This window comes from Candidatus Pelagibacter bacterium nBUS_25, from assembly GCF_051200975.1.
Lineage (GTDB): Bacteria > Pseudomonadota > Alphaproteobacteria > Pelagibacterales > Pelagibacteraceae > Pelagibacter.
On record NZ_CP172846.1, the window covers coordinates 1337347 to 1362811 of the forward strand.

The 25465-nt window shown below is 30.0% G+C and carries 28 protein-coding genes; 19 read left to right on the forward strand and 9 right to left on the reverse strand.

All coding sequences use genetic code 11. The features are described from left to right. Positions 1–52 precede the first annotated feature (52 nt). From ACIJYH_RS07155 to ACIJYH_RS07215, 13 genes are all read left to right on the forward strand, one after another. Positions 53–439 carry a peptidase M22 gene (locus ACIJYH_RS07155; RefSeq protein WP_435162971.1) on the forward strand — a complete coding sequence of 129 codons (387 nt, stop codon included), beginning with the start codon at positions 53–55 and terminating at the stop codon, positions 437–439. An 8-nt stretch (positions 440–447) separates the two neighbouring features. Next, positions 448–861 carry a Fur family transcriptional regulator gene (locus ACIJYH_RS07160; RefSeq protein WP_435162973.1) on the forward strand — a complete coding sequence of 138 codons (414 nt, stop codon included), beginning with the start codon at positions 448–450 and terminating at the stop codon, positions 859–861. Next, on the forward strand, positions 862–2190 hold the full coding sequence (miaB, locus tag ACIJYH_RS07165; protein ID WP_435162975.1) for a tRNA (N6-isopentenyl adenosine(37)-C2)-methylthiotransferase MiaB: 1329 nt from the start codon (positions 862–864) through the stop codon (positions 2188–2190). A gap of 3 nt (positions 2191–2193) precedes the next feature. Next, positions 2194–3189, forward strand: coding sequence for a PhoH family protein (locus tag ACIJYH_RS07170; protein WP_435162977.1), 996 nt, complete (start codon positions 2194–2196; stop codon positions 3187–3189). After that, entirely contained in the window at positions 3182–3643 is a 462-nt protein-coding gene (gene ybeY / locus ACIJYH_RS07175) for an rRNA maturation RNase YbeY (protein ID WP_435162979.1), read from the forward strand. The genes ACIJYH_RS07170 and ybeY overlap by 8 nt, the downstream gene beginning before the upstream one ends. A gap of 1 nt (position 3644) precedes the next feature. After that, a complete protein-coding gene (lnt, locus tag ACIJYH_RS07180) occupies positions 3645–5189 on the forward strand; it encodes an apolipoprotein N-acyltransferase (RefSeq protein WP_435162981.1) in 1545 nt (514 codons plus the stop codon). Continuing rightward, positions 5182–6351 (forward strand): methionine adenosyltransferase, encoded by a 1170-nt coding sequence (gene metK, locus ACIJYH_RS07185; RefSeq protein ID WP_435162983.1) that lies wholly within the window; start codon positions 5182–5184, stop codon positions 6349–6351. The genes lnt and metK overlap by 8 nt, the downstream gene beginning before the upstream one ends. Positions 6352–6449: 98 nt before the next feature. Further along, entirely contained in the window at positions 6450–8003 is a 1554-nt protein-coding gene (gene nusA / locus ACIJYH_RS07190) for a transcription termination factor NusA (RefSeq protein WP_435162985.1), read from the forward strand. A 10-nt stretch (positions 8004–8013) separates the two neighbouring features. Then, positions 8014–10230, forward strand: a complete 2217-nt coding sequence (gene infB, locus ACIJYH_RS07195; protein ID WP_435162987.1) for a translation initiation factor IF-2 — start codon at positions 8014–8016, stop codon at positions 10228–10230. Beyond that, a complete protein-coding gene (gene rbfA, locus ACIJYH_RS07200; protein WP_435088435.1) occupies positions 10230–10598 on the forward strand; it encodes a 30S ribosome-binding factor RbfA in 369 nt (122 codons plus the stop codon). The genes infB and rbfA overlap by 1 nt, the downstream gene beginning before the upstream one ends. Positions 10599–10610: 12 nt before the next feature. Further along, positions 10611–10859, forward strand: coding sequence for a 30S ribosomal protein S15 (gene rpsO, locus ACIJYH_RS07205; protein ID WP_435162989.1), 249 nt, complete (start codon positions 10611–10613; stop codon positions 10857–10859). A gap of 57 nt (positions 10860–10916) precedes the next feature. Beyond that, positions 10917–12989 carry a polyribonucleotide nucleotidyltransferase gene (gene pnp / locus ACIJYH_RS07210; RefSeq protein WP_435162991.1) on the forward strand — a complete coding sequence of 691 codons (2073 nt, stop codon included), beginning with the start codon at positions 10917–10919 and terminating at the stop codon, positions 12987–12989. A 154-nt stretch (positions 12990–13143) separates the two neighbouring features. Beyond that, a complete protein-coding gene (locus ACIJYH_RS07215; RefSeq protein ID WP_435162993.1) occupies positions 13144–13350 on the forward strand; it encodes a hypothetical protein in 207 nt (68 codons plus the stop codon). 78 nt (positions 13351–13428) lie between these two features. On the opposite strand, the gene ACIJYH_RS07220 is transcribed toward ACIJYH_RS07215, so the two are convergent. The 3 genes from ACIJYH_RS07220 to fabA are packed head-to-tail and all read right to left on the reverse strand — an operon-like array spanning position 13429 to position 15929. Then, positions 13429–14214: an SDR family oxidoreductase gene (locus ACIJYH_RS07220; RefSeq protein WP_028036143.1), complete on the reverse strand. Its 786-nt coding sequence runs from the start codon at positions 14212–14214 to the stop codon at positions 13429–13431. Positions 14215–14217: 3 nt separating this feature from the next. Further along, entirely contained in the window at positions 14218–15429 is a 1212-nt protein-coding gene (gene fabB / locus ACIJYH_RS07225; protein ID WP_435162996.1) for a beta-ketoacyl-ACP synthase I, read from the reverse strand. Next, positions 15429–15929, reverse strand: coding sequence for a bifunctional 3-hydroxydecanoyl-ACP dehydratase/trans-2-decenoyl-ACP isomerase (fabA, locus tag ACIJYH_RS07230; RefSeq protein ID WP_435162998.1), 501 nt, complete (start codon positions 15927–15929; stop codon positions 15429–15431). Before fabA ends, fabB begins: the two co-directional genes overlap by 1 nt. A 94-nt stretch (positions 15930–16023) precedes the next feature. Here fabA and ACIJYH_RS07235 point away from each other — a divergent pair, with 94 nt between their 5' ends. The 4 genes from ACIJYH_RS07235 (at position 16024) to ACIJYH_RS07250 (ending at position 18960) form a co-directional block, all read left to right on the forward strand. After that, positions 16024–16449 (forward strand): Fur family transcriptional regulator, encoded by a 426-nt coding sequence (locus ACIJYH_RS07235; RefSeq protein WP_435163000.1) that lies wholly within the window; start codon positions 16024–16026, stop codon positions 16447–16449. A 106-nt stretch (positions 16450–16555) separates the two neighbouring features. Then, positions 16556–16972 (forward strand): rubrerythrin family protein, encoded by a 417-nt coding sequence (locus ACIJYH_RS07240; protein WP_023649160.1) that lies wholly within the window; start codon positions 16556–16558, stop codon positions 16970–16972. A gap of 60 nt (positions 16973–17032) precedes the next feature. Then, complete coding sequence (locus tag ACIJYH_RS07245; RefSeq protein WP_435163002.1) at positions 17033–18364, forward strand: (Fe-S)-binding protein; 1332 nt, start codon at positions 17033–17035, stop codon at positions 18362–18364. Positions 18365–18366: 2 nt separating this feature from the next. Then, positions 18367–18960: a DUF3501 family protein gene (locus ACIJYH_RS07250; RefSeq protein WP_435163004.1), complete on the forward strand. Its 594-nt coding sequence runs from the start codon at positions 18367–18369 to the stop codon at positions 18958–18960. Here the strand turns inward: ACIJYH_RS07250 and ACIJYH_RS07255 are convergent. Genes ACIJYH_RS07255 through ubiE form a run of 6 tightly spaced genes read right to left on the reverse strand, consistent with a single transcriptional unit; the run spans position 18953 to position 24065 of the window. After that, positions 18953–19405 carry an SH3 domain-containing protein gene (locus ACIJYH_RS07255; RefSeq protein WP_435088445.1) on the reverse strand — a complete coding sequence of 151 codons (453 nt, stop codon included), beginning with the start codon at positions 19403–19405 and terminating at the stop codon, positions 18953–18955. The genes ACIJYH_RS07250 and ACIJYH_RS07255 overlap by 8 nt on opposite strands. Continuing rightward, positions 19396–20151 (reverse strand): HesA/MoeB/ThiF family protein, encoded by a 756-nt coding sequence (locus ACIJYH_RS07260; protein WP_435163006.1) that lies wholly within the window; start codon positions 20149–20151, stop codon positions 19396–19398. Before ACIJYH_RS07260 ends, ACIJYH_RS07255 begins: the two co-directional genes overlap by 10 nt. Next, on the reverse strand, positions 20148–20585 hold the full coding sequence (dut, locus tag ACIJYH_RS07265; protein WP_435163008.1) for a dUTP diphosphatase: 438 nt from the start codon (positions 20583–20585) through the stop codon (positions 20148–20150). The genes ACIJYH_RS07260 and dut overlap by 4 nt, the downstream gene beginning before the upstream one ends. After that, positions 20585–21784 carry a bifunctional phosphopantothenoylcysteine decarboxylase/phosphopantothenate--cysteine ligase CoaBC gene (gene coaBC, locus ACIJYH_RS07270; protein ID WP_435163010.1) on the reverse strand — a complete coding sequence of 400 codons (1200 nt, stop codon included), beginning with the start codon at positions 21782–21784 and terminating at the stop codon, positions 20585–20587. The genes dut and coaBC overlap by 1 nt, the downstream gene beginning before the upstream one ends. A gap of 8 nt (positions 21785–21792) precedes the next feature. Then, positions 21793–23361, reverse strand: a complete 1569-nt coding sequence (gene ubiB, locus ACIJYH_RS07275; RefSeq protein ID WP_435163012.1) for a 2-polyprenylphenol 6-hydroxylase — start codon at positions 23359–23361, stop codon at positions 21793–21795. Continuing rightward, the gene (ubiE, locus tag ACIJYH_RS07280; protein WP_435096904.1) at positions 23361–24065 is read right to left on the reverse strand and encodes a bifunctional demethylmenaquinone methyltransferase/2-methoxy-6-polyprenyl-1,4-benzoquinol methylase UbiE; all 705 of its coding nucleotides are present in this window, start codon (positions 24063–24065) and stop codon (positions 23361–23363) included. Before ubiE ends, ubiB begins: the two co-directional genes overlap by 1 nt. Positions 24066–24096: 31 nt before the next feature. On the opposite strand from ubiE, the gene mutM reads away from it, so the two are divergent. Continuing rightward, positions 24097–24960 carry a bifunctional DNA-formamidopyrimidine glycosylase/DNA-(apurinic or apyrimidinic site) lyase gene (gene mutM / locus ACIJYH_RS07285; RefSeq protein WP_435163014.1) on the forward strand — a complete coding sequence of 288 codons (864 nt, stop codon included), beginning with the start codon at positions 24097–24099 and terminating at the stop codon, positions 24958–24960. Positions 24961–25010: 50 nt separating this feature from the next. Next, on the forward strand, positions 25011–25271 hold the full coding sequence (gene rpsT, locus ACIJYH_RS07290) for a 30S ribosomal protein S20 (protein WP_435086042.1): 261 nt from the start codon (positions 25011–25013) through the stop codon (positions 25269–25271). The last annotated feature ends 194 nt before the right edge of the window (positions 25272–25465 follow it).

The following is a 25465-nucleotide window of genomic DNA, read 5'->3' on the forward strand; positions in this document are numbered from 1 at the left end:
TTTGATATTATCTTCATCTGAAATAGAATCTGTGCTTATAAACAGGATAAAAATGAACAAACTTATTATAGATGTTACTAATGAAAATATTTTTTTAATGATCATCACTACTGGCAATACTTATAATATTACATGTGAGAATACTAAAATTAATTATGAAAAATTTACTATAATTATTAATGACTTTCTTTCATCACAAAATCTTAAAATAGTTGATATTAGCGCAATTTATATCAATAAAGGACGAGGAAGTTTTGCCGGGATAAGAAACTCTCTATCTATAGTTAAGGCTTTTAATGTTGCGAAAAAGATAGATTATTATTGTTATAATATAAATAATTTTAAAGATGAAAGTGATTTAAGTTATGAAAATATACCTAATTTATGTAAAAAATATAAAATTAAAAAAAATTTGATTAATCCTGCTTATATAAGTTAAAATTAATTATGTCAGAAACCATAGAAGAAAAATGTTTGATTAAGGGTGTAAAGTTAACTGATCAAAGAAAAGTAATTGCACAAGTAATGTCCCAATCGTCTGATCATCCAGATGTTGATGAGTTATATAACAGAGTTTCTAAAATTGACTCAAAAATTAGTATTGCCACTGTTTATAGAACTGTAAAATTATTTGAGGAGTCGGGTATATTGGCCAAGCATGAATTTAAGGGAGGAAAAGCAAGATATGAAGAGTTAAACGAAGGACACCACGATCATTTAATAGATGTTAAGTCAGGTGAAATTATTGAATTTGTAGATGAAGAGATTGAAAAACTTCAAAAAAAAGTAGCAGAAAAATATGGTTATAAGCTAGTAGATCATAAACTCGAATTATATGGGATAAAGAAAAAGTCCCAATAAATGAAACAAAAAATTTTTATCAAAACATTTGGTTGTCAAATGAATGAGTATGACTCAAATAGAATATATGACTCAGTAAAAAAAATTGGTTTTGAAAAAACAGAAAACTATGAAGACGCAAGTTGTTATTTGTTAAATACGTGTCACATACGTGATAAAGCTAAAGAAAAAGTTTATCATGAAATTGGAAGAGTTAAAAAAATTTTTAGATCAAAAAAAAAACCATTAGTAATTATTGTTGGATGTGTTGCACAGGCAGAAAATCAAGAAATGTTAAAAAGAGAACCCTACATCGATTTTGTAATTGGACCACAAGCTTATCATAAAATTAATGATACAATCTTAAATTATATTTCAAAAAATAAAAAAGTAGAAGAAACAGAATTTGATCCAATTACAAAATTTAAATATTTTAATAAAATTAAAAATGACTCAGGTAAAATTTCTTCATTTTTAACAATCCAAGAGGGTTGTGACAAGTTTTGTCATTTTTGTGTAGTGCCATATACAAGAGGTCCAGAATATTCAAGACCATTTAGACAGATTTTGGATGAGGTAAAGTATTTAGCAGAATCTGGTACACAAGAAATTATTTTACTTGGACAAAATGTAAATGCATACAAAAATGGAAAACACAGATTGTCAAATTTAATATTAGAAATTGAAAAATATTCTGAGGTTAAAAGAATTAGATATACAACATCACACCCCAAAGATATGACAGAGGATTTAATTGAAGTTTACAAAAATTCAAAAAAACTTATGCCCCTGGTACATTTACCAGTTCAAAGTGGATCAGACAAAATTTTAAATCTCATGAACAGAAAGCATACTATTAGCAATTATTATAAAACATATGACCAATTAAAAGAAATTAACCCTAGTATCCAATTTTCAAGTGACTTTATTATAGGTTACCCTGGAGAAGAAAATGATGATTTTGAGGCTACTCTTAAACTTATTAAAGAAATTAAGTTTATAAATTCTTATTCTTTTATTTTCAGCCCAAGACCAGGAACAGTTGCAGCAGATTTGAAATTAATAGATAAAAAAATTTCTATGGAAAGATTGGAAAAAATTCAAAGTCAATTATATGATAATCAAATACATATGAATAAATCATTGGAAAATAAAACAATTAATGTTTTAGTTGAAAATTTAACAGAGGATAAAGCTCAAGTTTTTGGTCGATCAGAATATATGACATCAGTTATTTTTAATGGTAAAAAGGAAGATGTCGGTAAGATTGTGTCAGTAAAAATCAACAATAGTAATCGAAGTACTTTATTCGGTGAAAGAGTTTTAAGCTCCAAACAAAAAGTAGCATGAAAATTGAATAGTTTAACAAAAAAAAATAGCGATACATCATTAAAGTTTGTTTACTCAGACAATAATTCTCTTAGTGTTATTTTTCATGACAATGAACTTTTAATTGGTGTTGTAGGTGAGTTTAATAAAAATTTAAAAGAATTAGAAAAAATTACAGAGACAAGTTTATACTCGAGAGGTAACTCTATTCTAATCAAATCTAATCCTGAAAAAAATGAAATAGTTAAAAATGCTATTAAATTTTTAGCTAATCAATTTATTAACAATGGGAGCATAGAGAACAAGGACATACTTTCTTCAGTTGATAATTTTATGATTAATGAAAAAGTTAAAAATAATAATGTCACAGATATAATTAAGACGCCAAAAAAGTCTATTATTCCAAGATCAGAAAAACAAAAAGATTATGTAAGAGCTTTAAGACAAAGTGATATAATAATTTCAACAGGCCCAGCAGGAACGGGAAAAACATTTTTAGCAGTAGCTGTAGGTCTTACAATGTTGTTAGAAAAAAAGATTGAAAGAATAATTTTATCTAGACCAGCTGTTGAGGCTGGTGAAAGGTTAGGATTTTTACCTGGTGATATGAAAGAAAAAGTAGATCCTTATTTGAGACCTTTGTATGACTCTTTATATGATCTTTTTGATTTTGAAAAAATTCAAAGAATGATTGAAATTGGTGATATTGAAATTGCACCACTTGCTTTCATGAGAGGAAGAACTCTTAAAAATTCATTTGCAATTTTAGACGAGTCACAGAATGCAACTGATACTCAAATTAAAATGTTTTTAACTAGAATTGGAGAAAATTCTAAAATAGTTGTTAACGGCGATCCAACGCAAATTGATTTACCAAATAAAAATATGTCTGGTTTAGTTAGATCAAAAGAGTTATTGGGCCATTTAAATGAAATATCAGTAGTTGATTTTGATCACTCTGATGTTGTCAGACACCCACTTGTGTCTAAAATAGTTAAAGCATACTCAAAAAATGATTAATATTGAAGTTTTCTCAGAGGAGAAAGCTTGGTCAAAAAAACTAAGAAAAAAGGAACTTTTCTTTGAAAAAATCTGTAGCTTATTTCCAAAAAAATATCAATTTCCCAACAAGAGAGTCAACCTCACTTTACTTCTTTCAAATAATAGATGTATTAAAAAATTAAATAAAGATTTTAGAAACAAAAATAAGTCTACTGATATTCTTTCATTTCCTTTAACTAAAAAAATATCAATAGCTAAAAAAACATATATTGGAGACATTATAATTAGTTATAATTTTATGAATAAACCAAAATCACAAAATATTAAAAATTTTAAAGAAAAACTAATTAAGACTTTTATACACGGATTTCTTCATTTACTTGGTTTTGATCATATTAAAGATGACGATTATACAAAAATGCTAAATGAGGAAGAAAAAATATATAAATCAGTAATTTCAAAGATGAATTAGATTGATAAAAAAAAATTACATTGAAATAATATTTTTAATTTCTCTAGGCGTGGCTTCATCCTTAAGTCTGCCTCCATATAACTACTTAATAATAAATTTTTTTACTTTTAGTGCCTTTTTTATATTTTTATTTAAAAAATCTAAGATTACCCAAAATAAAAAAACTTTCTTTTTATATGGGTGGTTGTTTGGATTTGGCTTTTTTTTATCAAGTTTATATTGGATATCGATATCTTTAACATTTGATCAAAATTTTAAATTTTTAATTCCTATAGCTGCTGTTCTAATACCAGCTTTTTTAGGTATTTTTTTTGGATTGGTTACCTTATGTTTTATAATTTCAAGACCTAAAAAAACTGTAAGCTCCTTTTTTTCTTTTTCATTATTTTTTGGAATTTTTGAATTTATAAGAGGATCAATTTTAACTGGTTTCCCTTGGAATTTAATTGCTTATAGTTTTTCAAATCATCTAGAAATTTTAAGTATCACTTCCTTTATTGGAACTTATGGATTTAATTTATTCTGCATTTCATTGTTTACTAGTCCCGCAGTTTTCATATTAAGAGATACAAAAAAAGATATAGGCGTATGCATTGTCTTTTTAATAATGCCACTATTATTTTTTATGCATGGATCATCTTATAAACAAAAATTTAATACATCAGATGTTGTATCTTACAATTACAAAATAAGAGTAATTGGTTCAAATATTAGTCTTGATAGATTTTACTTAAATATTGATCCTGTTTCAGTAATAAATGATTTAATTGAAATAAGTGAACCTAAAAAAGATGAAAAAACGATTTTTGTGTGGCCAGAAGGAATTCTTCCAGAAATTTCACAAAAAGAACTGTTTGAATATAAATGGTTATTTGAAAAGAGATTTAATAAAAATCACTTATTTTTAATTGGTATTAATAATCAAACAAACAATAAAGAAAGTATTAATTATTTTAATTCTCTATCTATTTATGATCATAATTTAGAATTATTAAATTTTTACAATAAAGTAAAACTTGTGCCCTTTGGCGAATTTTTACCCTTCGAAAATAAATTAAAAGCTCTTGGTTTAAGGTCAATTACAAATAATTATCAATCATTTTCAAAGGGAAATAGAAGAGAAATTATGGAGATTAATAGAGAGGGTTTCTATATAAAAATTTTACCATTGATTTGTTATGAGATAATTTATTCGGGTAAAATTTTTACTAACGCAAATTTTGATCTAATAATTAATATTTCTGAAGACGGATGGTTTGGTGACTCAATAGGTCCCAAGCAACATTTTACACATAGCATTTTTAGAGCAATAGAGAGTGGTAAATATTTATTACGTTCAGCAAATAATGGAATTGCAGCTATTATTAATCCATTAGGTATTATTGAGCAAAAAGTTGAATATGGTAAATCAGGTTATATAGATTTTAAGGAGACTAAAAAAATACAACCAACCATATTTTCTAAATATGGAAATAAAATCTTCTTGACTCTAATTTTATTATATATTTTTATAATTTTTTCATTTAATAGAATTAATAATGAGTAATTTAAAAAATTATCTTTTCACAAGTGAGTCTGTATCTGAAGGTCATCCAGATAAAGTCTCTGATAGAATTTCAGATATGGTTGTCGACAGTTACCTTTCTGGAGATCCCTTCTCAAGAGTTGCATGTGAAACGCTCACAACAACTAATAAAGTAGTTTTAGCAGGTGAAGTTAGAGGTCCTGAAATTAAGCAAGATGAATTAATTGAAAAAGTTAGAAATTGCATAAAAGATATTGGTTATGATCAAGAGGGATTTACCTGGAGAGAAGCAACTAAAATAGAAAGTCATCTTCATTCACAATCTGCTGATATTGCAATGGGCGTAGACTCAGCTGGGAACAAAGATGAAGGAGCTGGAGACCAAGGTATCATGTTTGGTTATGCTTGTAATGAAACAGATGTTTTAATGCCTGCACCTATTCATTATTCTCATGAAATTTTAAGATTGATGGCAGAAGATAGAAAGTCAGGAAAATTAAAAAACATAGAACCAGATAGTAAAAGCCAAGTTACTTTTGAATATGTAGATGGAAAACCTTCAAAAGTAAAATCTGTAGTAATATCTTCTCAACACACAAAAGATGTTAATCAAGCACAAGTTAGAGATTTATTGAGACCTTATATGTTACAATCTATTCCATCAAATTTTCTTGAAGGTTTTAATGAAGATGAATTTTATGTTAATCCTACAGGCAATTTTGTAATTGGTGGTCCTGATGGAGATTGTGGATTAACTGGAAGGAAAATTATAGTAGATACTTATGGTGGTGCAGCGCCTCATGGTGGCGGCGCGTTTTCTGGAAAAGACCCAACTAAAGTGGACAGATCTGCTGCATATGCAGCAAGGTATATTGCAAAAAATGTTGTTTCTTCAAAAATTGCTGACAAATGTTTAATTCAATTAGCTTATGCAATTGGTGTGTCAAAACCATTGTCAATTTATGTTGATTTATTTGATAATGATTTGGATAAGATTAAATTTGTTTTAGATAAGATAAATGAAAATTTTGATCTGAGCCCTCGAGGAATTAGAGAGATGTTAAATTTAAATAAGCCAATATATGAGAAAACAGCTGCATACGGCCACTTTGGAAGAACACCAGAAGACAATGGTTCATTTTCTTGGGAAAAAACAGATAAAACAAGTCATTTTTCTAAATAGTTTCTGTTGAATTAAAAAAAAACTTTACTATATTGCCCTTACATTATTGAATTTACAAAATGGGCATTAGCCCATTTTTTTTTGGAGCAAACAAAAACATGTTAAATAAAAGAGCAGATAAACTAGAATTATTAAGAATTGCCGAAGCTGTTGCTTTAGAAAAATCTATCGACAAAGAACTAATCATTAGTTCTATGGAAACTGGTATAGCAAAAGCAGCCAAATCTAAATTTGGTCAAGAAAATGAAATTAAAGTTTCTATTAATAGAGATAATGGAGATATAGAAATTTTTAGAAAATTGGTTGTTGCTGAAAATCCTGAAAATTCTAATACAGAAATTAAGCTTGAAGATGCTATTAATCTAAATGAAATTAACAAAGATAAAGCAATTGGAGACGAAGTATTACAACCATTGCCGTCATTTGATTTTGGTAGAATTGCAGCCCAAACTGCAAAACAAGTAATTAGTTTTAATGTCAGAGAGGCTGAAAGAGAAAGACAGTACAATGACTTTATTGATAAAAAGGATTCAATTTTAAGTGGTATTGTTAAACGATTAGAATTTGGAAATGTGATAGCAGATCTTGGGCGTACAGAAGCAATAATCCAAAAAAATGAAATGATACCAAGAGAAAATATTAAGGCTGGAGATAGAATTAAAGCTTATTGTTATGATGTCAGAAGAGAGCCAAGAGGACAACAAATTTTCTTATCAAGAGCACACCCTAAATTTATGGAGAAACTTTTTGTTCAAGAAGTTCCAGAAATTTACGATGGATTAATTGAAATTAAGTCATCATCAAGAGATCCAGGCAGTAGAGCAAAAATTTGTGTAAAAGCCGTTGATACTTCTCTTGATCCAGTTGGAGCTTGTGTAGGAATGAGAGGTTCTAGAGTTCAAGCTGTTGTAAATGAATTACAAGGGGAAAAAATTGATATTGTAAACTGGTCAGAAGATCCAGCAATTTTAGTTTCAAACGCTTTATCTCCAGCAGAAGTTCAAAGAGTAAATGTTGACTCAGAAAGAAAAAAATTAGATGTAATTTTAACAGAAGAAAATTTGAGTAAAGCAATTGGACGAAGAGGTCAAAATGTAAGACTTGCAACAAAGTTATTAAATTATGAAATTAACATAATGACTGATGCAGAAGACTCAGAAAGAAGACAATCTGAATTTAAAGAAAAAACAGAAAACTTTGTTAAAAATTTAGAATTAGATGAAACATTGGGTCAACTACTTGTTGCCGAAGGCTTTTCATCAATAGATGATATTAAAGATACTACTGCAGAAAGCTTGATGAAAATAGAAGGTATTGAAGAAGATACTGCAAAAGCTCTTATAGAAAGAGCAAAAGAATTTCATCAAAAGGATCAAGAAGATATTTCAGAAAGAATAAAAGAATTAGGCCTTCAAGACCTGTTAATAAATTTAAAAGGACTTACACCTGGTATGTTAATGACTTTAGGTGAACAAAAAATTCTTACATTGGAGGATTTTGCTGACTTGGCATCAGATGAGCTAACAGGTGGATACGATATTGTAAAAGGTGAAAGAGTGAAAATCCAAGGTTACTTGGAAGATTTTGCTTTATCAAAAGAAGAAGCAGATGAATTGATTATGTCTGCGAGAAATATTGTCTACAAAGATTGAGTGATGAGCTATGGAAAAAAAAACAAAATTAACAATATCTGGTACAGCCAAAAAATCGTTCAAAAATATTGAGATTGCAAAATCTCAAGGAAAAAATTCTGTAGTTATCGAAAAACAACCAAGTAAATTTTCAAGTAAAGGTGGAACATCTAGACCTGGAAGTTTCAAGCCAAAAACTACCTCAACATTTAATAGAGGTGCTTCCGCAAAACCATCATTTACACCTAAATCACCCCCAATAACAAACGATTTTGAGCGAAGAAAACTTGCTGAGCAAAGAGCAACAAAAAGACTTAAAGGGGATGAAAATAAAGAGAAGAAAACACTAAAGGCTGGAACTAAAAAAAGAGAATTAAAATTAACAGTCTCAAGAGCTCTAAGTGATGAAATTGAGGCAAGAGCGAGAAGTGAAGCTTCTGTTAAGAGAGCAAGGCAAAAAGAAAATAAAAATTTAACTAAAGAGGAAGTTCAAGAAAATTTAAAACCTGTTAAACGAGATGTAAATATTCCAGAAGCTATTACGGTTAGAGAACTTGCTAATAGAATGGCCGAACAATCAAGTAGCGTTATTAAGTTTTTATTTGGAATGGGCGTTACTGTAACTATTAATCAAACATTAGCAGCTGATACTGCTGAATATTTAGTAAAAGAGTTTGGACATAACCCGATAAGAGAAGAAAAAGCTGAGGAAATAATTCAAAAAATTAAAGCTACTAGAGTTGAAAATTTAAAGAATAGACCGCCAATCATAACTGTAATGGGTCACGTTGATCATGGTAAGACTTCAGTCTTAGATGTTTTAAGAAGTGCGAATGTTGTGTCAGGAGAATTTGGTGGAATTACACAACACATTGGAGCTTATCAAATAGAAAGCCAATCTAATAAGTTAACATTCATTGATACCCCCGGTCACGCAGCTTTCACAGAAATGAGGGCAAGAGGATCAAAACTAACTGATGTAGTAGTTTTAGTTGTTGCAGCTGATGATGGTGTAAAACCGCAAACAGTAGAATCTATAAAACATGCAAAAGCTGCGAATGTTCCAATTGTTGTGGCAATTAACAAATGTGATTTGCCAGATGCGGACCCGCAAAAAATTAAGAACCAATTATTAGAACATGAATTGATTGCAGAAGATTTATCTGGAGACACTTTAATGGTTGAAATCTCAGCAACTACTAAAAAGAATTTAGATAAATTAGTTGAAGCGATAATTTTGCAAGCTGAAATATTAGACTTAAAAACTGATTTTGAATCAAAAGCTACAGGAATTGTATTAGAATCTAAAATTGATGTTGGAAGAGGACCTGTTGCAACAATCATAGTAACCACAGGAACTTTAAAAAAAGGTGACTTTTTTGTAAGTGGTTTAAAATGGGGAAAAGTTAGAGCAATAATTGATGACAAAGGAAAAAATATTAATGAAGCACCTCCTTCAGCACCAGTTGAGATTTTAGGGATTAACGGTGCAGCTAAATCTGGAGACGATTTTATTGTTGTTGATAATGAAAAAGAAGCAAAAACTTTAAGTGAAAATAGAGCTCAAGAAAGTAAAGAAGTTAAAAATCCACTAACATTTGCTACTCAAGACTCAGCTTTTTCAGATAGTTCAGCAGAAGAATTAAATTTAATAATTAAATCAGATGTTCATGGATCATCAGAAGCAATTAAGAATGCAATTAGTCAAATTAAACATGATGAAGTTAAACCTAAAATAATTTTAGCAGATATTGGAATGGTAACTGAAACAGATGTTACATTAGCAAAAGCTTCAAATGCAGTTTTAATAGCGTTTAATGTTAAGCCAAGCAAGGAAGCAAAAAAATTAGCAGAAAACGAAAAAATAAAGATTTCATCATATAATATTATTTATGAAGTCCTAGATTATATTAAACAAAAAATGTCAGGATTGTTATCACCCGATATTCAGGAGACAGTTACAGGTACAGCTCAAATTTTAGAAATATTTAAAGTTTCAGGAGCTGGAAAGGTGGCAGGATCAAAAGTGATGGAGGGTGAAATCACTACTGCTTCAGATGTTAGAATAATTAGAGATGGAGCAATCATTTATACAGGAAAAGTTGGAACTCTATTTAGAGAAAAAAACCAAGTAAAACAGGTCAGTAATGGTCAAGAATGTGGAATTACGGTAAAAGATTATATGGATTTCCAAAAAAGCGATACAATAGAAGCGTTTAGTGTAACTTCCACTGAGAGAATGATCTAATGAGTGATAGAATTGGAAAACCAATATCCCAAAGACAGCTAAGAGTTGGAGAAATGATTAGGCAGTCTTTAAGCATGATTTTTATAAAAAATGAGGCTAAGGTCCCCAATTTAGAAACTAACACTATAACGGTTACAGAGGTAAGAATGAGTCAGGACTTGAAAATAGCTAAAGCATATGTGCTTCCACTTGGAGGTAAAAATGCTGAAGAAGCAATCAATGTTTTAAAAAAATACTCATTTTTAATTAGAAAAATATTATCACAGAAAGTGGTTATGAAATTTTTACCAAAATTACTTTTTAGAAAAGACGAGTCTTTTGAGTATGCGGAAAAAATAGAAAATTTAATAAAACAAACAAATAAATAGGAAAAAAGAGGCATGAACAAAAAGGCACAAGAATTAGCAAAGCATGATAAAGATACTGGATCTTCAGAGGTTCAGATTGCTTTGCTAACAGAGAAAATTGAAACTCTCTCTACACATATTAAGCAATTCAAAAAAGATAAACATTCATCTGTTGGATTGTTGAGAGCGGTAAATAGAAGAAAAAAATTGTTAGAATACCTAAAAAACACAAAAATGGATTCTTACAAAAATGTACTGTCAAAATTGGGTTTAAGAAAATAAAGATCAAGATAGATAGAACGGAATGGAACGAAACGAACGAAACGAAATGGAAATGAAATGTTTAAAGTATACAAGAAAGAAATAGAAGTAGCAGGAAAGAAGATAAGTTTAGAAACAGGTAAAGTAGCAAGACAAGCAGACGGAGCAATCATCGCTTCATGTGGTGAAACAGTTATTTTAGCAACAGTAGTAGGAGCAAAAAAAGTTAATCCTGACATGGATTATTTTCCTCTATCTGTAAATTATCAAGAAAAGTATTACGCAGGTGGGAAAATTCCAGGTGGATTTTTTAAGAGAGAAGCAAGACCAACTGAAAGTGAACAATTAATTTCAAGATTAATTGATAGACCTATTAGACCTTTGTTTCCTGGTGAATTTAAAAATGAAGTGCAGTTGTTACCAACGGTAATTTCATACGATAAAGAAAATCAACCAGATATCCTAGCAATCACCGCATCATCAGCAGCATTAGCAATTTCAGGAATGCCATTTATGGGCCCTGTAGGAGCGTCTAGAGTTGGTTATGTTGATGGTAAGTACATTCTTAACCCATCAAAAGCTGAATTAGAAAACTCAAGTTTAGATTTAGTTGTAGCAGGTACTAAAGATGCAGTGCTTATGGTTGAATCAGAAACATCAGGTTTATCTGAAGAAATAATGTTAGCTGCAGTTAAATTTGGTCACGAAGGCTTTGTCCCAGTAATCGAAATGATTGAGGAGTTAGCTAAAGAATGTAGAAAGCCAGAATGGACAGTTGAGAAAAAAGATTTATCCGAAGTTAAGCAAAAACTTGAGAGTGAATTTACTGAAGATTTAACTAAAGCTTTTGGGACAATAGATAAGCAAGATAGATCAAATCAAATTTCAGAAATATCTGAAAAAGCTAAGCAGCTTTTTGTCGATAATGAGAATTACTCTGATTTTAATGTTAATGATGAATTAAAAAATCTTGAAAAGAAAATTGTTAGAACTGATATTCTTAAAAACAAAAAAAGAATTGATGGCAGAGGTTTAGCGGATGTAAGAGCTATCGAGTGTGAAGTTGGTGTTTTGCCAAGAACTCATGGTTCAGCATTATTTACTAGAGGAGAAACACAAGCGATTGTAGTCACTACTTTAGGTACTTCTGATGATGAACAAAGAATAGAAAGTCTAGATGGACAGTCTAGAGAAAGATTTATGCTTCATTACAACTTTCCTCCTTTTTCAGTTGGTGAAACAGGAAGAATTGGAACTGGAAGACGTGAAGTTGGTCATGGAAAATTAGCATGGAGAGCAATCAATTCTTCACTGCCTTCAAAAGAGGCGTTTCCATACACTTTTAGAATAGTATCAGAGATTACAGAATCTAATGGTTCTTCTTCAATGGCTACTGTTTGTGGGGCTTCTCTAGCATTAATGGATGCTGGTGTGCCAATTAAAGAACCAGTTGCAGGTATTGCAATGGGTTTGATTAAAGAAGGTGATGATTTTAGTGTTCTATCAGACATTCTGGGTGACGAAGATCACTTAGGAGACATGGACTTTAAAGTTGCTGGAACTAAAGATGGAATTACTTCACTTCAAATGGATATCAAAATTACTGGTATTACTTTTGAAATCATGGAGCAGGCTTTAAAGCAGGCAAAAGACGGAAGAGTTCATATCTTAGGTGAAATGAATAAAGCTTTAAGTGAATCAAGAGCTGATGTTGGGCAACACACTCCAAAAATGGAACAGATTACAGTTGATAAAAAAGATATCGCTGCTGTGATTGGTAAAGGTGGCGCAACAATCAGAGAGATTGTTGAAAAATCTGGTGCAAAAGTTGATGTGAATGACGAAGGGGTTGTAACAGTTGCTGCTCCAGATGAAGAGTCTAGAAACATCGCTATGCAGTTTATTAAAGACATCACTGCAAAAGCTGAACTGAATAAAATTTATTCAGGTAAAGTTATGAAGATTATGGAATTTGGTGCATTTGTTAATTTCTTAGGAAAACAAGATGGACTTGTTCATATTTCAGAACTAGCAGACAAAAGAGTTGCTAAAGTTACTGACGTTGTCAAAGAAGGTGACGAAGTTAAAGTTAAAGTGATTGGTTTCGATAGAGGTAAAGTTAAACTTTCTATGAAACAAGCTGCTGAATAATAATTAAATTTAAATTCTAAACTAAACCCCTGGAATGAAAGTTCTGGGGGTTTTTTTTATTGCAAAAATTGACCATAAAAATGTCTCATGTGACAATGAATGAGCTAATAATTACCTTTAAAGTTTCCACTTAACATCCAACGAAAGGATAATTATGAAAAATATAATTTTATCAATAGTATTTGTAATGTTTACAAGTGCAGTTTTTGCTGGATCTTGTCCAATGATGGCAAAAAATATTGATGCGAAAATTGAAGAAGCTCAAAAATTACGTGATGCAGGTATGAAAGCTCACGAGTCTGGAGATCATGCAAAATCTGAGGAACTTCTTAATCAAGCTTTAGAGCTTTTTAAAAGTTAATTAAATGAACTCCTGGAATGAGAGTTCCGGGGGTTTTTTAACTAAATTTAACTATATTTAACTATATTTAACTATATTTTAAGAGATATTTTTAGGATCTGGCATCCCAACCTTGTTATATCCAGCATCCACATAGTGAATTTCACCAGTAACACCGTTTGCAAGGTCACTTAGTAGATATAATGCTGAATTTCCAACATCATGGATATCTACGTTTCTTTTTAGGAAAGAATGGTCTTCATTCCATTTATATAGGAATTTTGCATCTCCAATAGCAGAAGCAGCCAACGTTTTAATAGGTCCTGCACTAATTGCATTTACTCTCATGCCTTTAGCGCCTAAATCTCTTGCTAGATATTTAACACTAGATTCTAAAGCGGCCTTACATACACCCATTACATTGTAATTTGGAATAGCTTTGCTTGCTTCATAGCTTAGAGTAATTAGACTTCCACCTTCTTTCATTACTTTAGAAGCTTCTTTAGCAACTTCTGTAAATGAGAAACATGAAATTAACATACTTCTTAAAAAATTTTCTCTAGTAGTGTTTAAATATTCACCAGATAATTCAGATTTGTCCGAAAATGCAATTGCATGAACCACAAAGTCAATTTCACCCCATTGAGATTTAACATCTTCAAATAATTTGGTTACATCTTCTTTTTTTTCAACATCACAGCTAAATGTAGTTTTTGAATTTAATTTTTCTGCTAAAGGAATTACTCTTTTCTTTAAAGCATCACCAAGGTAAGTGAATGCTAGTTCAGCACCTGCTTCAGCAAGTTTTTGTGAAATTCCCCAAGCAATAGATCTTTCATTGGCAACACCCATGATTAATCCTTTTTTACCTTTCATTAAACTCATAACTTAAACCTTTTCAAAAATTAAAGCAGCGTTAGTTCCACCAAATCCAAAACTGTTAGACATAACTGTGTTTAAAGTTACACCTGTTTCAGTTTTAGTTACAATTGGAAATTTTTTAGCCTCATCATCCATATCTACAATGTTTGCTGAGCCAGTAATAAAACTATTTTTCATCATGATTAAACAATAAATCGCCTCATGAACTGATGCAGCACCTAGTGGATGACCAGATAGTGATTTAGTTGAACTTATCTTTGGAACATTAGCTCCAAAAGTTTCTCCAACACCTCTTAGTTCAGTAATATCGCCTACTGGAGTTGAAGTTCCATGAGTGTTTATATAATCAATTTTATTTTTAGCTGTTGCAAGAGCCATTTTCATACATCTCACAGCTCCTTCACCAGATGGGGCTACCATATCGTAACCATCTGACGTTGCTCCATAACCAGTTAATTCCGCGTATATTTGAGCACCTCTAGCTTTAGCATGTTCGTATTCTTCAAGCACTAGCACTCCACCACCCCCAGCAATTACAAAACCATCTCTAGTTTTGTCATAAGCTCGAGAAGCTTTTTCTGGTGTATCATTATATTTTGAAGACAATGCAGTCATTGCATCAAACATAGCAGTCATTGCCCAGTGTAGTTCCTCACTTCCGCCTGCAAAAACAATATCTTGTTTACCCATTTGAATTAATTCACTAGCATGACCAATACAGTGACCACTAGTGGCGCAAGCTGAGCTCATCGTATAATTCACACCTTTTATCTTAAATGGTACAGCAAGGGTTGCTGATGCTGTACTTGCCATTGTTCTTGGAACAACAAATGGTCCCATAAGTTTTGGAGTTTTTGCTCTAGTCTTATCGACAGATAAAACTACGTTTTCAATTGAAGGTCCACCAGAACCCATCACGATTCCAGTTTTAATATTACTTACGTCTTTTTCTTCAAGACCAGAGTCAGCAATAGCCTCTTTCATTGCAATATAGTTATAAGCTGAACCAGATCCCATAAATCTAATTGTTTTTCTATCAACGTGGTCAGAAAGATTTATATTTGGTTTGCCATGTATATGACTTCTTAAATTATGTTCTTTGTATTCTTCACTAAATGAAATTCCTGATTTTGAATTTAATAAAGATTGATGAACTTCTTCTTGATTATTACCCAAACAAGATACAATTCCTAAACCTGTAACAACAACTCTTCTCATTATTTAAATAACCCCACTTTTAAACTTTCTGCTGAATATATTTTTTTGTCATCTGCAAGTACAATTCCATTAGCAAGACCAACAGTTGTACCTCCTGGAGACATAATTTTTTTCATATCAATTTCATACCTTACATTTTTTACATTTTGTAAAACTTCACCTGTAAATTTTACTGTACCTACTCCAAGAGCCCTACCTTTTCCAGGGTTACCAAGCCACCCAAGATAAAAACCAACTAGCTGCCACATTGCATCAAGACCTAAACATCCTGGCATAACCGGATCACCCTTAAAGTGACAATCAAAAAACCATAGATCGTCTTTAATGTCTAATTCAGCCTTCAAAGAACCTTTATTGTAAGCACCATTATTATCGTTGATTTCAGTAATTCTATCAAACATAAGCATTGGGGGAAGTGGTAATTTAGCGTTTCCAGGCCCAAAAAGCTCACCATTTCCGCATGTTATGAGATCATCGTAAGAATAAGAATTTTTTTTCATAAAAATTGAAGACCCTTAATACTTGATTTAATGATAATATAATATAATAAAACAGTATAATTTTAGAGTTACTTTAGAATTATTATAAAAAACTATGAAAAAAGACTGCGTTATCAACAAATTAAGAGAAATTGGACTAAGACCAACAAAGCAAAGGGTAAAAATTTGTGAATTATTGTTTTTAAGGGATAAAACCTTCCATTTTACAATTAATGATCTTGTTAAAAAAATTTCAGATGAGATGAATGAAAAAATATCTCTGGCTACAGTTTATAATACGGTTCATGCTTTCCAAAAAAAAGGTTATTTAAAAGAAATAGCAATAAATTCAGATAAAACTTACTATGACACTAATACTTCAATTCACCATCATTTTTATGATGAGGATACTCACGAGCTAATCGATTGTGAGGAGAATGATATTGATTCTATTAATTTGAAAAAAGATATTTCTGGAAAACAAATAAAATCTGTAGAAGTTTTGATTAAAGTTGCGAGTGATAATCAAAATCAAAATTAATTCAATAAAATCATATATTTAAGTTCTACATTATAATTATTCTAAACTGTTGACTTAAAATTTAAAATCATTATATATTTCAAATTACTAAATTAAGGAGAATAAAATGTCATTAAAAGGAACTAAGACAAAGGAAAATCTAGAAGCGGCATTTGCTGGTGAAAGCCAAGCAAACAGAAGATATCTTTATTTTGCTCAAAAAGCAGACATCGAAGGATATAATGATGTTGCATCAGTATTTAGATCAACAGCAGAAGGTGAAACAGGCCACGCGCATGGTCACCTAGAATATCTAGAAGAAGTAGGTGATCCAGCTACTGGCTTACCAATTGGTGAAACTAAAGCTAATCTAGCTTCAGCAGTACAAGGTGAAACACATGAATATACGGACATGTACCCAGGTATGGCAAAGACTGCTAGAGAAGAAGGTTTTGAGGAAATCGCAGATTGGTTTGAAACTTTAGCAAAAGCTGAAAAATCTCACGCTGGTAAATTCCAAAAAACTTTAGAGTCTATTAGTTAATAAATTTTTTAGTGGGCATTAATTTGCCCACTAAATATTCAATAAAATTTCAAAAAAATTATGAGCAAAGAAGGTAGTTTAGACGCCCCTATAAGACACCCAATAGATTTTGAACATCCCGATTTTTCAAATCCTGAAAAATTAGATGCTGAAATGAGAAGAGCGTTTGATATTTGCCATGGTTGCAGAAGATGTTTTAACTTATGTGACTCGTTCCCAAAGTTGTTTGACATGATTGATGAGTCAGAAAATGAGGATGTCGAAAGTTTAAAAAGTGAACAATTTAAACCTGTTGTAGATGCTTGTACTTTGTGTGACATGTGTTTTATGACTAAATGTCCATACGTACCCCCTCATGATTTTGATCTAGATTTTCCTCATTTAATGTTGAGATACAGAACAGCTCAAAAAAAAATGGGAAAATTACCAGGTGTACCAACACAATTAGCTCAAATAGACAGAAATGCAAAAATTGGTGTCATGTTTTCAAAATTAGTTAATTGGGTATCTGATATTAAAAATAAATTTCTAAGAAAAATTTTAGAAATTGTTTCAGGGATTGATAAAAGAGTACAATTACCAAAATATAATTCAGAAACATTTTCAAACTTCTTTAAAAAAAATAAAGATAAAATGAATTTTGAAACTTCAAACAAGGATAGGAAAGTTGTAATTTATACGACTTGTTTTGTTAATTTTAATAAAAAAAATACAGGAGTTGCGGCTTTAAAAGTTTTAAAAAAGAATGGAGTTGAAGTTCAAGAGGCTTATCCAGGATGTTGTGGGATGCCTTTCTTAGAGCAAGCAGATCTTCCTAAGGTGGTTGAACAAGCAAAAAATGTATCTAAAGATTTATTAGAGTGGGTTGACAAAGGTTATAAAGTAATAACTTTAACAGCTAGCTGTGGGTTAATGTTAAAGTTTGAATGGCCCCTTTTATTACCTAAAGATGAAAATATAAAAAGATTGTCGTCAAATGTGATGGATATAGATGAGTATGTTGTTGATATAGCAAATAACGAGGGGTTAGCTGAGGGATTACAAGAAATAGATGGTGGTGTAACTGTTCACAATGCGTGTCATGCACGAGCACAAAATATGGGTATTAAGTCAAGAGATATGCTGAAATTTATACCAAACGTTAAATTAGATGTTGTTGAAAGATGTGCTGGTCACGGAGGTACTTTTGGTGTGATGAAAGATACACATGATTTAGCAAATAAAGTTGGCAGACCAACCGCTAGACAAATTAAAAATAAAAATAATAAATATATGGCCTCAGATTGTCCGCTTGCAGGAAAACATTTAAAACAATTAGAAATCGATACAAACATTTCTAATGATGAGGCGTTACATCCTATCGAATTAATGGCAAAAAGTTATAAATTATGATTATGCCAAGAGACAAAAAAGAAATTGTAAAAGAAGACATCATGCCCCTAGATGTCTATACAAAAAATAGAAAAGAGCTTAGAAAAAGTATTGTTAGCTTTAAGAAAGATAGAAGAATAGCACTAGGTCCATATGCAACTTTTTATTTTGAAAGTTACGAAACAATGTTAGCCCAAGTACAAGAAATGCTTTACATTGAAAAAGGTGGTGATGAACAGCTAAAAGATGAACTTACTGCTTATAATCCCCTAATACCCAATGGAAAAGAGCTTACAGCTACACTAATGTTTGAAATTGACAATCCAATTTCAAGAGCAGCATTCTTAAGTAAAGCTGGAGGAATAGAGGAAAAAGTCTTCATTAAAATTAATGGTGAGACAATTAAAGCAATCCCTGAGGAGGACGTTGATAGAACTTCTGCAGAAGGAAAGGCTTCTTCAGTTCAATTCATACATTTTACATTTGATGATGAACAAATTCAAAAATTTAAATCGAACGGCGTAGAAGTTGAAATTGGGATTGACCACGAAGAATACTCTCATACAACAAAACTTAATGCAGCAAATTTAAGCTCTTTATCAGCAGATTTTAGTTAATTAAGCCCCAAATATCAATAGTTTTAATCCATCCTTCATAACTATCAGATTTGATCTTGCACCAGTTATTTTCACATTTATCGACAATTAGTAATCTTCCTTTTTCTATTTGAGCTGTTGGTTTTGCAAAAGATGATGGTTTCTTAAATAAGATTTTATCTTTAGTTGTTATAACTGAATTATTCTTTTTTAATTGAGAGACATGTATCCATCCACTATTATTTTTTAAATCAATAATTCTTCTAAAATTATCTTTTTTATCTATTTCCTTTAATGGTAGATTTATTTTTTTATAAACATATTTTATATCTGAGTCAAAGCTAGGACCATAACGAACATTAACTTTACTTTTTTTTAAAGAGACAAAAGTTTCTTCAGCAACAGAGGATATTGTTAAAATTGTTAAACAAAATAATGTATAAATAATTTTTTGTATTAATTGCATTTACATTTTTTTCTTTTGTTAAATTTTACTTTTCTAAAATTTAAATTCAAAAAATCTACAATTAAAATAAATCCATTTAAATTTTTCCCAACATTTAAAATTTTTTTTAAGATTTCGTTAGCTTGCATAGTACCAATGATTCCAGCAATAGTTCCAAGTATTCCCTCATGTTCACAGTTTAGTATGTCGTCAGAAATACTTTCTTCCTGGTAAAAGCATCTTAAACAAGGATTTTTTTTATTATTGAAATCAAAAGTGAATATATGTCCATCAAATTTGCTTATAGCCCCAGTTACAAGAAATTTTTTATATTTTAAGCTTATATCGTTAATTAAAAATTTTGTTTCAAAATTGTCTGTACCATCAACAATATAATCATAATTCTTAACAATTTTTGTAAATTTTTTTTTATTTAATTTTAAATTGTAAATATCAATTTTAGTTTTAGAATTGATATTATTTAATTTTTTTTTAGCCACCTTAACTTTTGGTTTTCCCAAATCTTTTTCATCATATAAGGTTTGTCGGTGAATATTTGAAAGACTAACTAAATCATGATCTACAATTCCAAGAAATCCAACACCTGACCTGGTTAGAAATTCGGCTACAGGGCATCCTAATCCACCCATACCAATTATTAGAACTTTTGAGTTTAAAATTTTTTTTTGGCCTAAAACACCAATATTTTTTAAAATGATTTGTCTTGAATATTTTTCGAGCTGATTTTTACTAAGTTTTAAACTCATTTTCCAGTTGAGCCAAATCCACCTTCTCCTCTAACTGTTTCAGGTAAAGCATCTGTTTCTTCTAGTTGCATCTTAATAACAGGAGTTAAAATCATTTGAGCTATTCTATCCTTATTATTTATTACAAAATTAGTATTGCCATGATTGTAAAGAATAACTCTAATTTCACCTCTATAATCGCTATCTATTGTACCTGGAGTATTTAAAACACTAATATTGTTTTTAGCAGCCAAACCAGATCTTGGTCTAATTTGAATTTCAAACTCACTAGGAAATGCAACAGAAATGCCAGTTGGAACTAAACAAGAATTCTGTGGTTTTAGTGTTATTGGCTCATTTATAAAAGCCATTAAATCCATACCTGATGCTCCATTAGTTTTATAGGCAGGTAGCTCAACAGATGAGTCTAATTTTTTTATAAGAACTTTTGTCATTAATTTAATTGATTAATTATTCTATCAACTATTTCATCGGATATTTCAGATTTCTTTTTATATGAAAGTTTTTCTTTATTTTTATCTTTATAGTAGATCGTTACTTCATTAAAATCAGAGCTGAAGCCAATTTTTTTATTAGACACATCATTTGCAATTATCCAGTCACAATTTTTATTGTTTAATTTTTTTTCTGCATTTCTTTCAACATTATTTGTTTCAGCTGCAAATCCTATAACAAGTTCTGGTCTCATTGAATTATGGTTTGAAATATAATTCAATATATCTACATTCTTTTCTAAATTTAAATTTAATGATTCATGTTTTTTAATTTTATTTTTAAATTTTTTATTTATTTTAAAATCAGCTACTGCTGCAGAAAAAACTGCTACATTAGTGGGTAAGTTTTTTTGAGTTTCTAATAACATTTCATCTGCTGTTTCAACTTCAATAAGTTTAATATCATCATCAATTTTTAAATTAGTTGGTCCTGAAATAAGAGTTGTATCAAAACCTTTTTTAGATAAAGATTTAGCAATTTCATATCCCTGTTTACCACTAGATTTATTTGTAATAAATCTTACAGGATCAATATATTCGTTTGTTGGACCAGCTGTAACTAGTGCTTTTAATTTTTTATTTTTTTTAAGATTTAAAAAATAATTGTTTATTTCGTTTGAAATTTTATCAGGTTCAGACATTTTTCCTTCACCGTATTCCCCGCAAGCCATTTCCCCAATTTCTGGACCAATAAGTTTGTAACCATAATTTATTAGTTTTTGTAAATTTTGTTTTGTTGATTGATGTTCCCACATTCTTACATTCATAGCCGGTGCTAAATAAATCTCTTTATTTGATGCAAGTAAAACGGTTGAAGCTAAATCATCTGTTGTACCTTGAGCTAATTTTGAAATTGTATTTGCTGTAGCTGGTGCAATTAAAATTACATCTGCCCATCTTGATAAAGCGATATGATCCATCTCAGTTTCATTTTCGACATTAAATAAATCAGTATAAACTTTCCCTTGAGAGAGTGATGCAACAGAAAGAGGAGTTATAAATTCTTTAGCACTATTGGTTAAAATTGTTTTTATTTGTGCTCCATTTTTTTTGAAAATTCTAATTGTTTCGAGACTTTTATAAGCAGAGATTCCACCACAAATTATATAAAGAATTTTTTTGTCTAACAGATTTTTCATTTGCCGAATTAAAATACCAATAACCCTATAATTACAAGAACTAATAAACCAATAATAGATTGGTTTCTAAAAGCAGTCATTTCAGATTTTTTATTATTTAAGGCAGTGTAAGAATTTGAGTTTTGTGGGATTTGACCACTAGCTAAAAATGTTAAAGCTTGATTAGCTTTATCCATGATCTCAGGAAATTCTGGCAATCTTTTAATAACCTCCGATGTATTGTTCAGAGTATCTGTAATCGCATTAATTGGATCTTTAGTTTCTCTCAACCAGCTTTCAAGTACAGGCTTGGACGTTGTCCATATATTTGTATTAGGGTTTAATTTTCTTGCAACTCCTTCAACTACAACCATAGTTTTTTGTAACATTAATAATTGAGGTTGGGTTTGCATATTAAATTTCTCAGTTACATCAAATAATTGTTTTAGTAATTTGCCTCCCGATATATCTTTAACTGCTTGACCAAATATAGGTTCTCCTATTGATCTTAGAGCTTGAGCCAAATCGTCAATTGGAACATTATTTGGAACTAATCCAGCTACCAAATGTACTTCGGCAACTTTCCTGTAATCCCTTTGTATAAATCCAAATAAAATCTCTGCTAAGAATCTTTTACTTACTTTGTCTAATCTACCCATTATACCGAAATCTATAGGGGCAATCTGACCATTGTTATCAATAAAAATATTTCCTTGATGCATATCTGCATGGAAAAAACCATCTCTTACTGCGTGTCTTAAAAAATGTTGAATAATGTCTTCTGCAATTTTATTTGTATCTAAATTTTTATTTTTTAATTCTTCAGTTTCTCTTATTGATACGCCATCAATCCAATCGAGAGTCATTACATTTTCACTTGTAAAGTTCCAATAAATTTGTGGCACTCTAAATCCTGCATCGTTTTTAGTATTTTCTGCATATTCATTTGCTGCAGCTGCTTCAAACCTTAAATCCATTTCAAGGTTTGTTATCTCTTTCAATAAAAATACAACCTCAACAAGCTTTAATCTTTTTGTTTTTTTTACAAAAGACTCGATTATAAAAGCAAACAACATCATTGCGTCAATTTCTTCATTAAATATTTTCTTAATATTTGGTCTTAAAATTTTTATTGCCACATCTTTAATAGTTCCATTGTCATTAATTTGAGCTTTGTGAACTTGTGCAATCGAGGCAGCTGCAACAGGTTCGCTAAAGTTTATTATTGAATTATATGTGTCCTCACCAAGATCTCTTTTAATTATTTCTTTTGCTTGGCTTATAGAGAAAGGTGGAAGACGATCTTGTAAATTTTCAAGCTTAGTTGATAGTTCTTCACCAATAATATCAGGTCTAGTTGCTAAAAATTGGCCAAGTTTTATAAATGTGGTGCCCATAGACTCTAAAGAATTAGATAATCTTTCTCCCTCATTAGAACTTAGGTTTTGCTGATTTTTCTTAGAGAAAGAAATTGATAACAGCTGAAATAATATTGTTATTATAACAGGTGGTTTTTGGAATTTTGAAGCAATACTTAGTATATCAGATTTAGCAATTTTTCTTCCTAACTTAAATAAAGTTATAAATTTTTTAATCATTAATATTTCCATCCACTATGAATTGAAACAATCCCTCCAGAAAAATTTCTGTAAGAGCATTTTTGAAAGTTATTGTTCTTCATTAATTCAATTAATTCTTCCTGATTAATAAATTGTTCTATGCTTTTAACTAAATACTCATATGGCTCTTTTTCACCAACTACAAATTGACCAATGATTGGAATTAATTTTGAATAATTTTTATAAATAAAATCAAGATTTGAGTTCTGTATTTTTGAAAATTCTAAGCACAAGTACCTTCCACCTGGTTTTAAAACTCTATATGCTTCAGAAAGAGCTTTGTTTAAATCTTTTGTGTTCCTTAGTCCAAAACTAATAGTATAAAAATCAAATTTATTGTCTTCGAAGGGTAGTTGTTCTGCAGGAGAAATAACCCAGTTAATATTTTTGTAACTAGAGAGTTTTTGTTTACCTTGGCTTACCATTCCTTTGTTGGGATCCACACAAGTAATTCTACCATTTTTATCAGTGCTGTCTAAATAGAGTTTACCTATGTCGCCTGTTCCACAAGCAACATCGATGAAATTTTTATTTAAAGATGGGTTCATCATATTTATTAAGCTTTTTTTCCAAAATCTATGAACACCGAGTGACATAAAGTCATTCATTAGGTCGTATTTACTATAGACCTGATCAAATACACCTTCTACTAGCCCTTTTTTATTTTGAAGATATTGTTGCATAAAAAAAAATATATATTCAATATAGTGTCAAATGCCAGAATTACCAGAAGTAGAAATTGTAAGACAATCTCTTCATAAAAAAATCAAACAAAAAAAGGTTAAAAAAGTAATAATACGAAATAGAAATTTAAGATTAAAAATTCCACCGAACTTTGCTACTTATTTTCAAAATAAAAAAATAATTAAAGTAGGAAGATTCTCTAAATATTTAATCATTTATTTACCAAAAGAAAATTATTGCTTAATTCATCTTGGCATGTCAGGAACAATACACGTTGTAAATAATAAATTAGTTAACAAACCTACAAATACTAGTTTTTATAATTCTCCTTTTTTACCAAAAAAACATAATCATGTTGAGTTAATTTTTGAAAATTTTAGGATTGTTTATAATGATCCAAGAAGATTTGGTTTTTTCCAGTTGATAAAAAATAATCTAGACCTGAATAAAAGATTTTATCATTTGGGTCCTGAACCTTTTAATAAGAATTTTAATCTAACCTATGTTTACAATTTTTTTAAAGGAAAAAATAAAGATATAAAAAACTTTCTACTTGATCAAAAATTTGTTTCAGGAATAGGAAATATTTATGCTAGTGAAATTCTATTTTTAAGCAAAATAAATCCATTCAAAAAAGTAAAATTATTAAGTAAAAAAGAATGCCAAAAAATTATTAATAACAGTAGAAAAATTCTACTCAAAGCTATTAGTAAGGGTGGATCTAGTATAAGAAATTTTAAGGATACCTCAGGATTAAAAGGTGGTTTTCAGAATGAATTTAAAGTTTATCATCAAGAGGGAGAACGGTGTAAAAATTTAGGATGTTCTAATGTTATTAAAAAAAAAATTATCTCTAATAGATCAACTTTTTTTTGTGATTCTTGTCAAAAATAGCCAATTATTTTATTGACCACCATAAATTCTCAAGCTATACCCCTGCGGATATGGCAAACACAAAATCAGCAATTAAGAGAATTAGAAGAATATCTAAGCAAACGGCCGTTAATAAGGCTAGAAAAAGCAGATTTAGAAACGCTTTAAAAAAAATGAACCTTTTAATTGATGATAAAAAAAAAGACGAAGCTCTAAAATTCTTGCCTAAATTGAATTCTGAACTAATGAAAATTGCCAAGACAGGGATTATTAAGAAACAAAATGCATCAAGAAACGTTTCTAGAATATCCAAAAAGATTTCTGCAATATAAATTTAAAATTTTATAAGCTCGTACAAAAACAACCTCAAGTATTCACATCATCTATTAATAAAGTTTTAATTTTAACTATATCTAGATTTGGTAAATAAAAATAGTTTTTATGATTCAATCTATAAACGATTCAATCTGTGTTTGATTTAAAAAAAATATTTATTTAGATAATAAATTAATTTTTTTTTATTAAT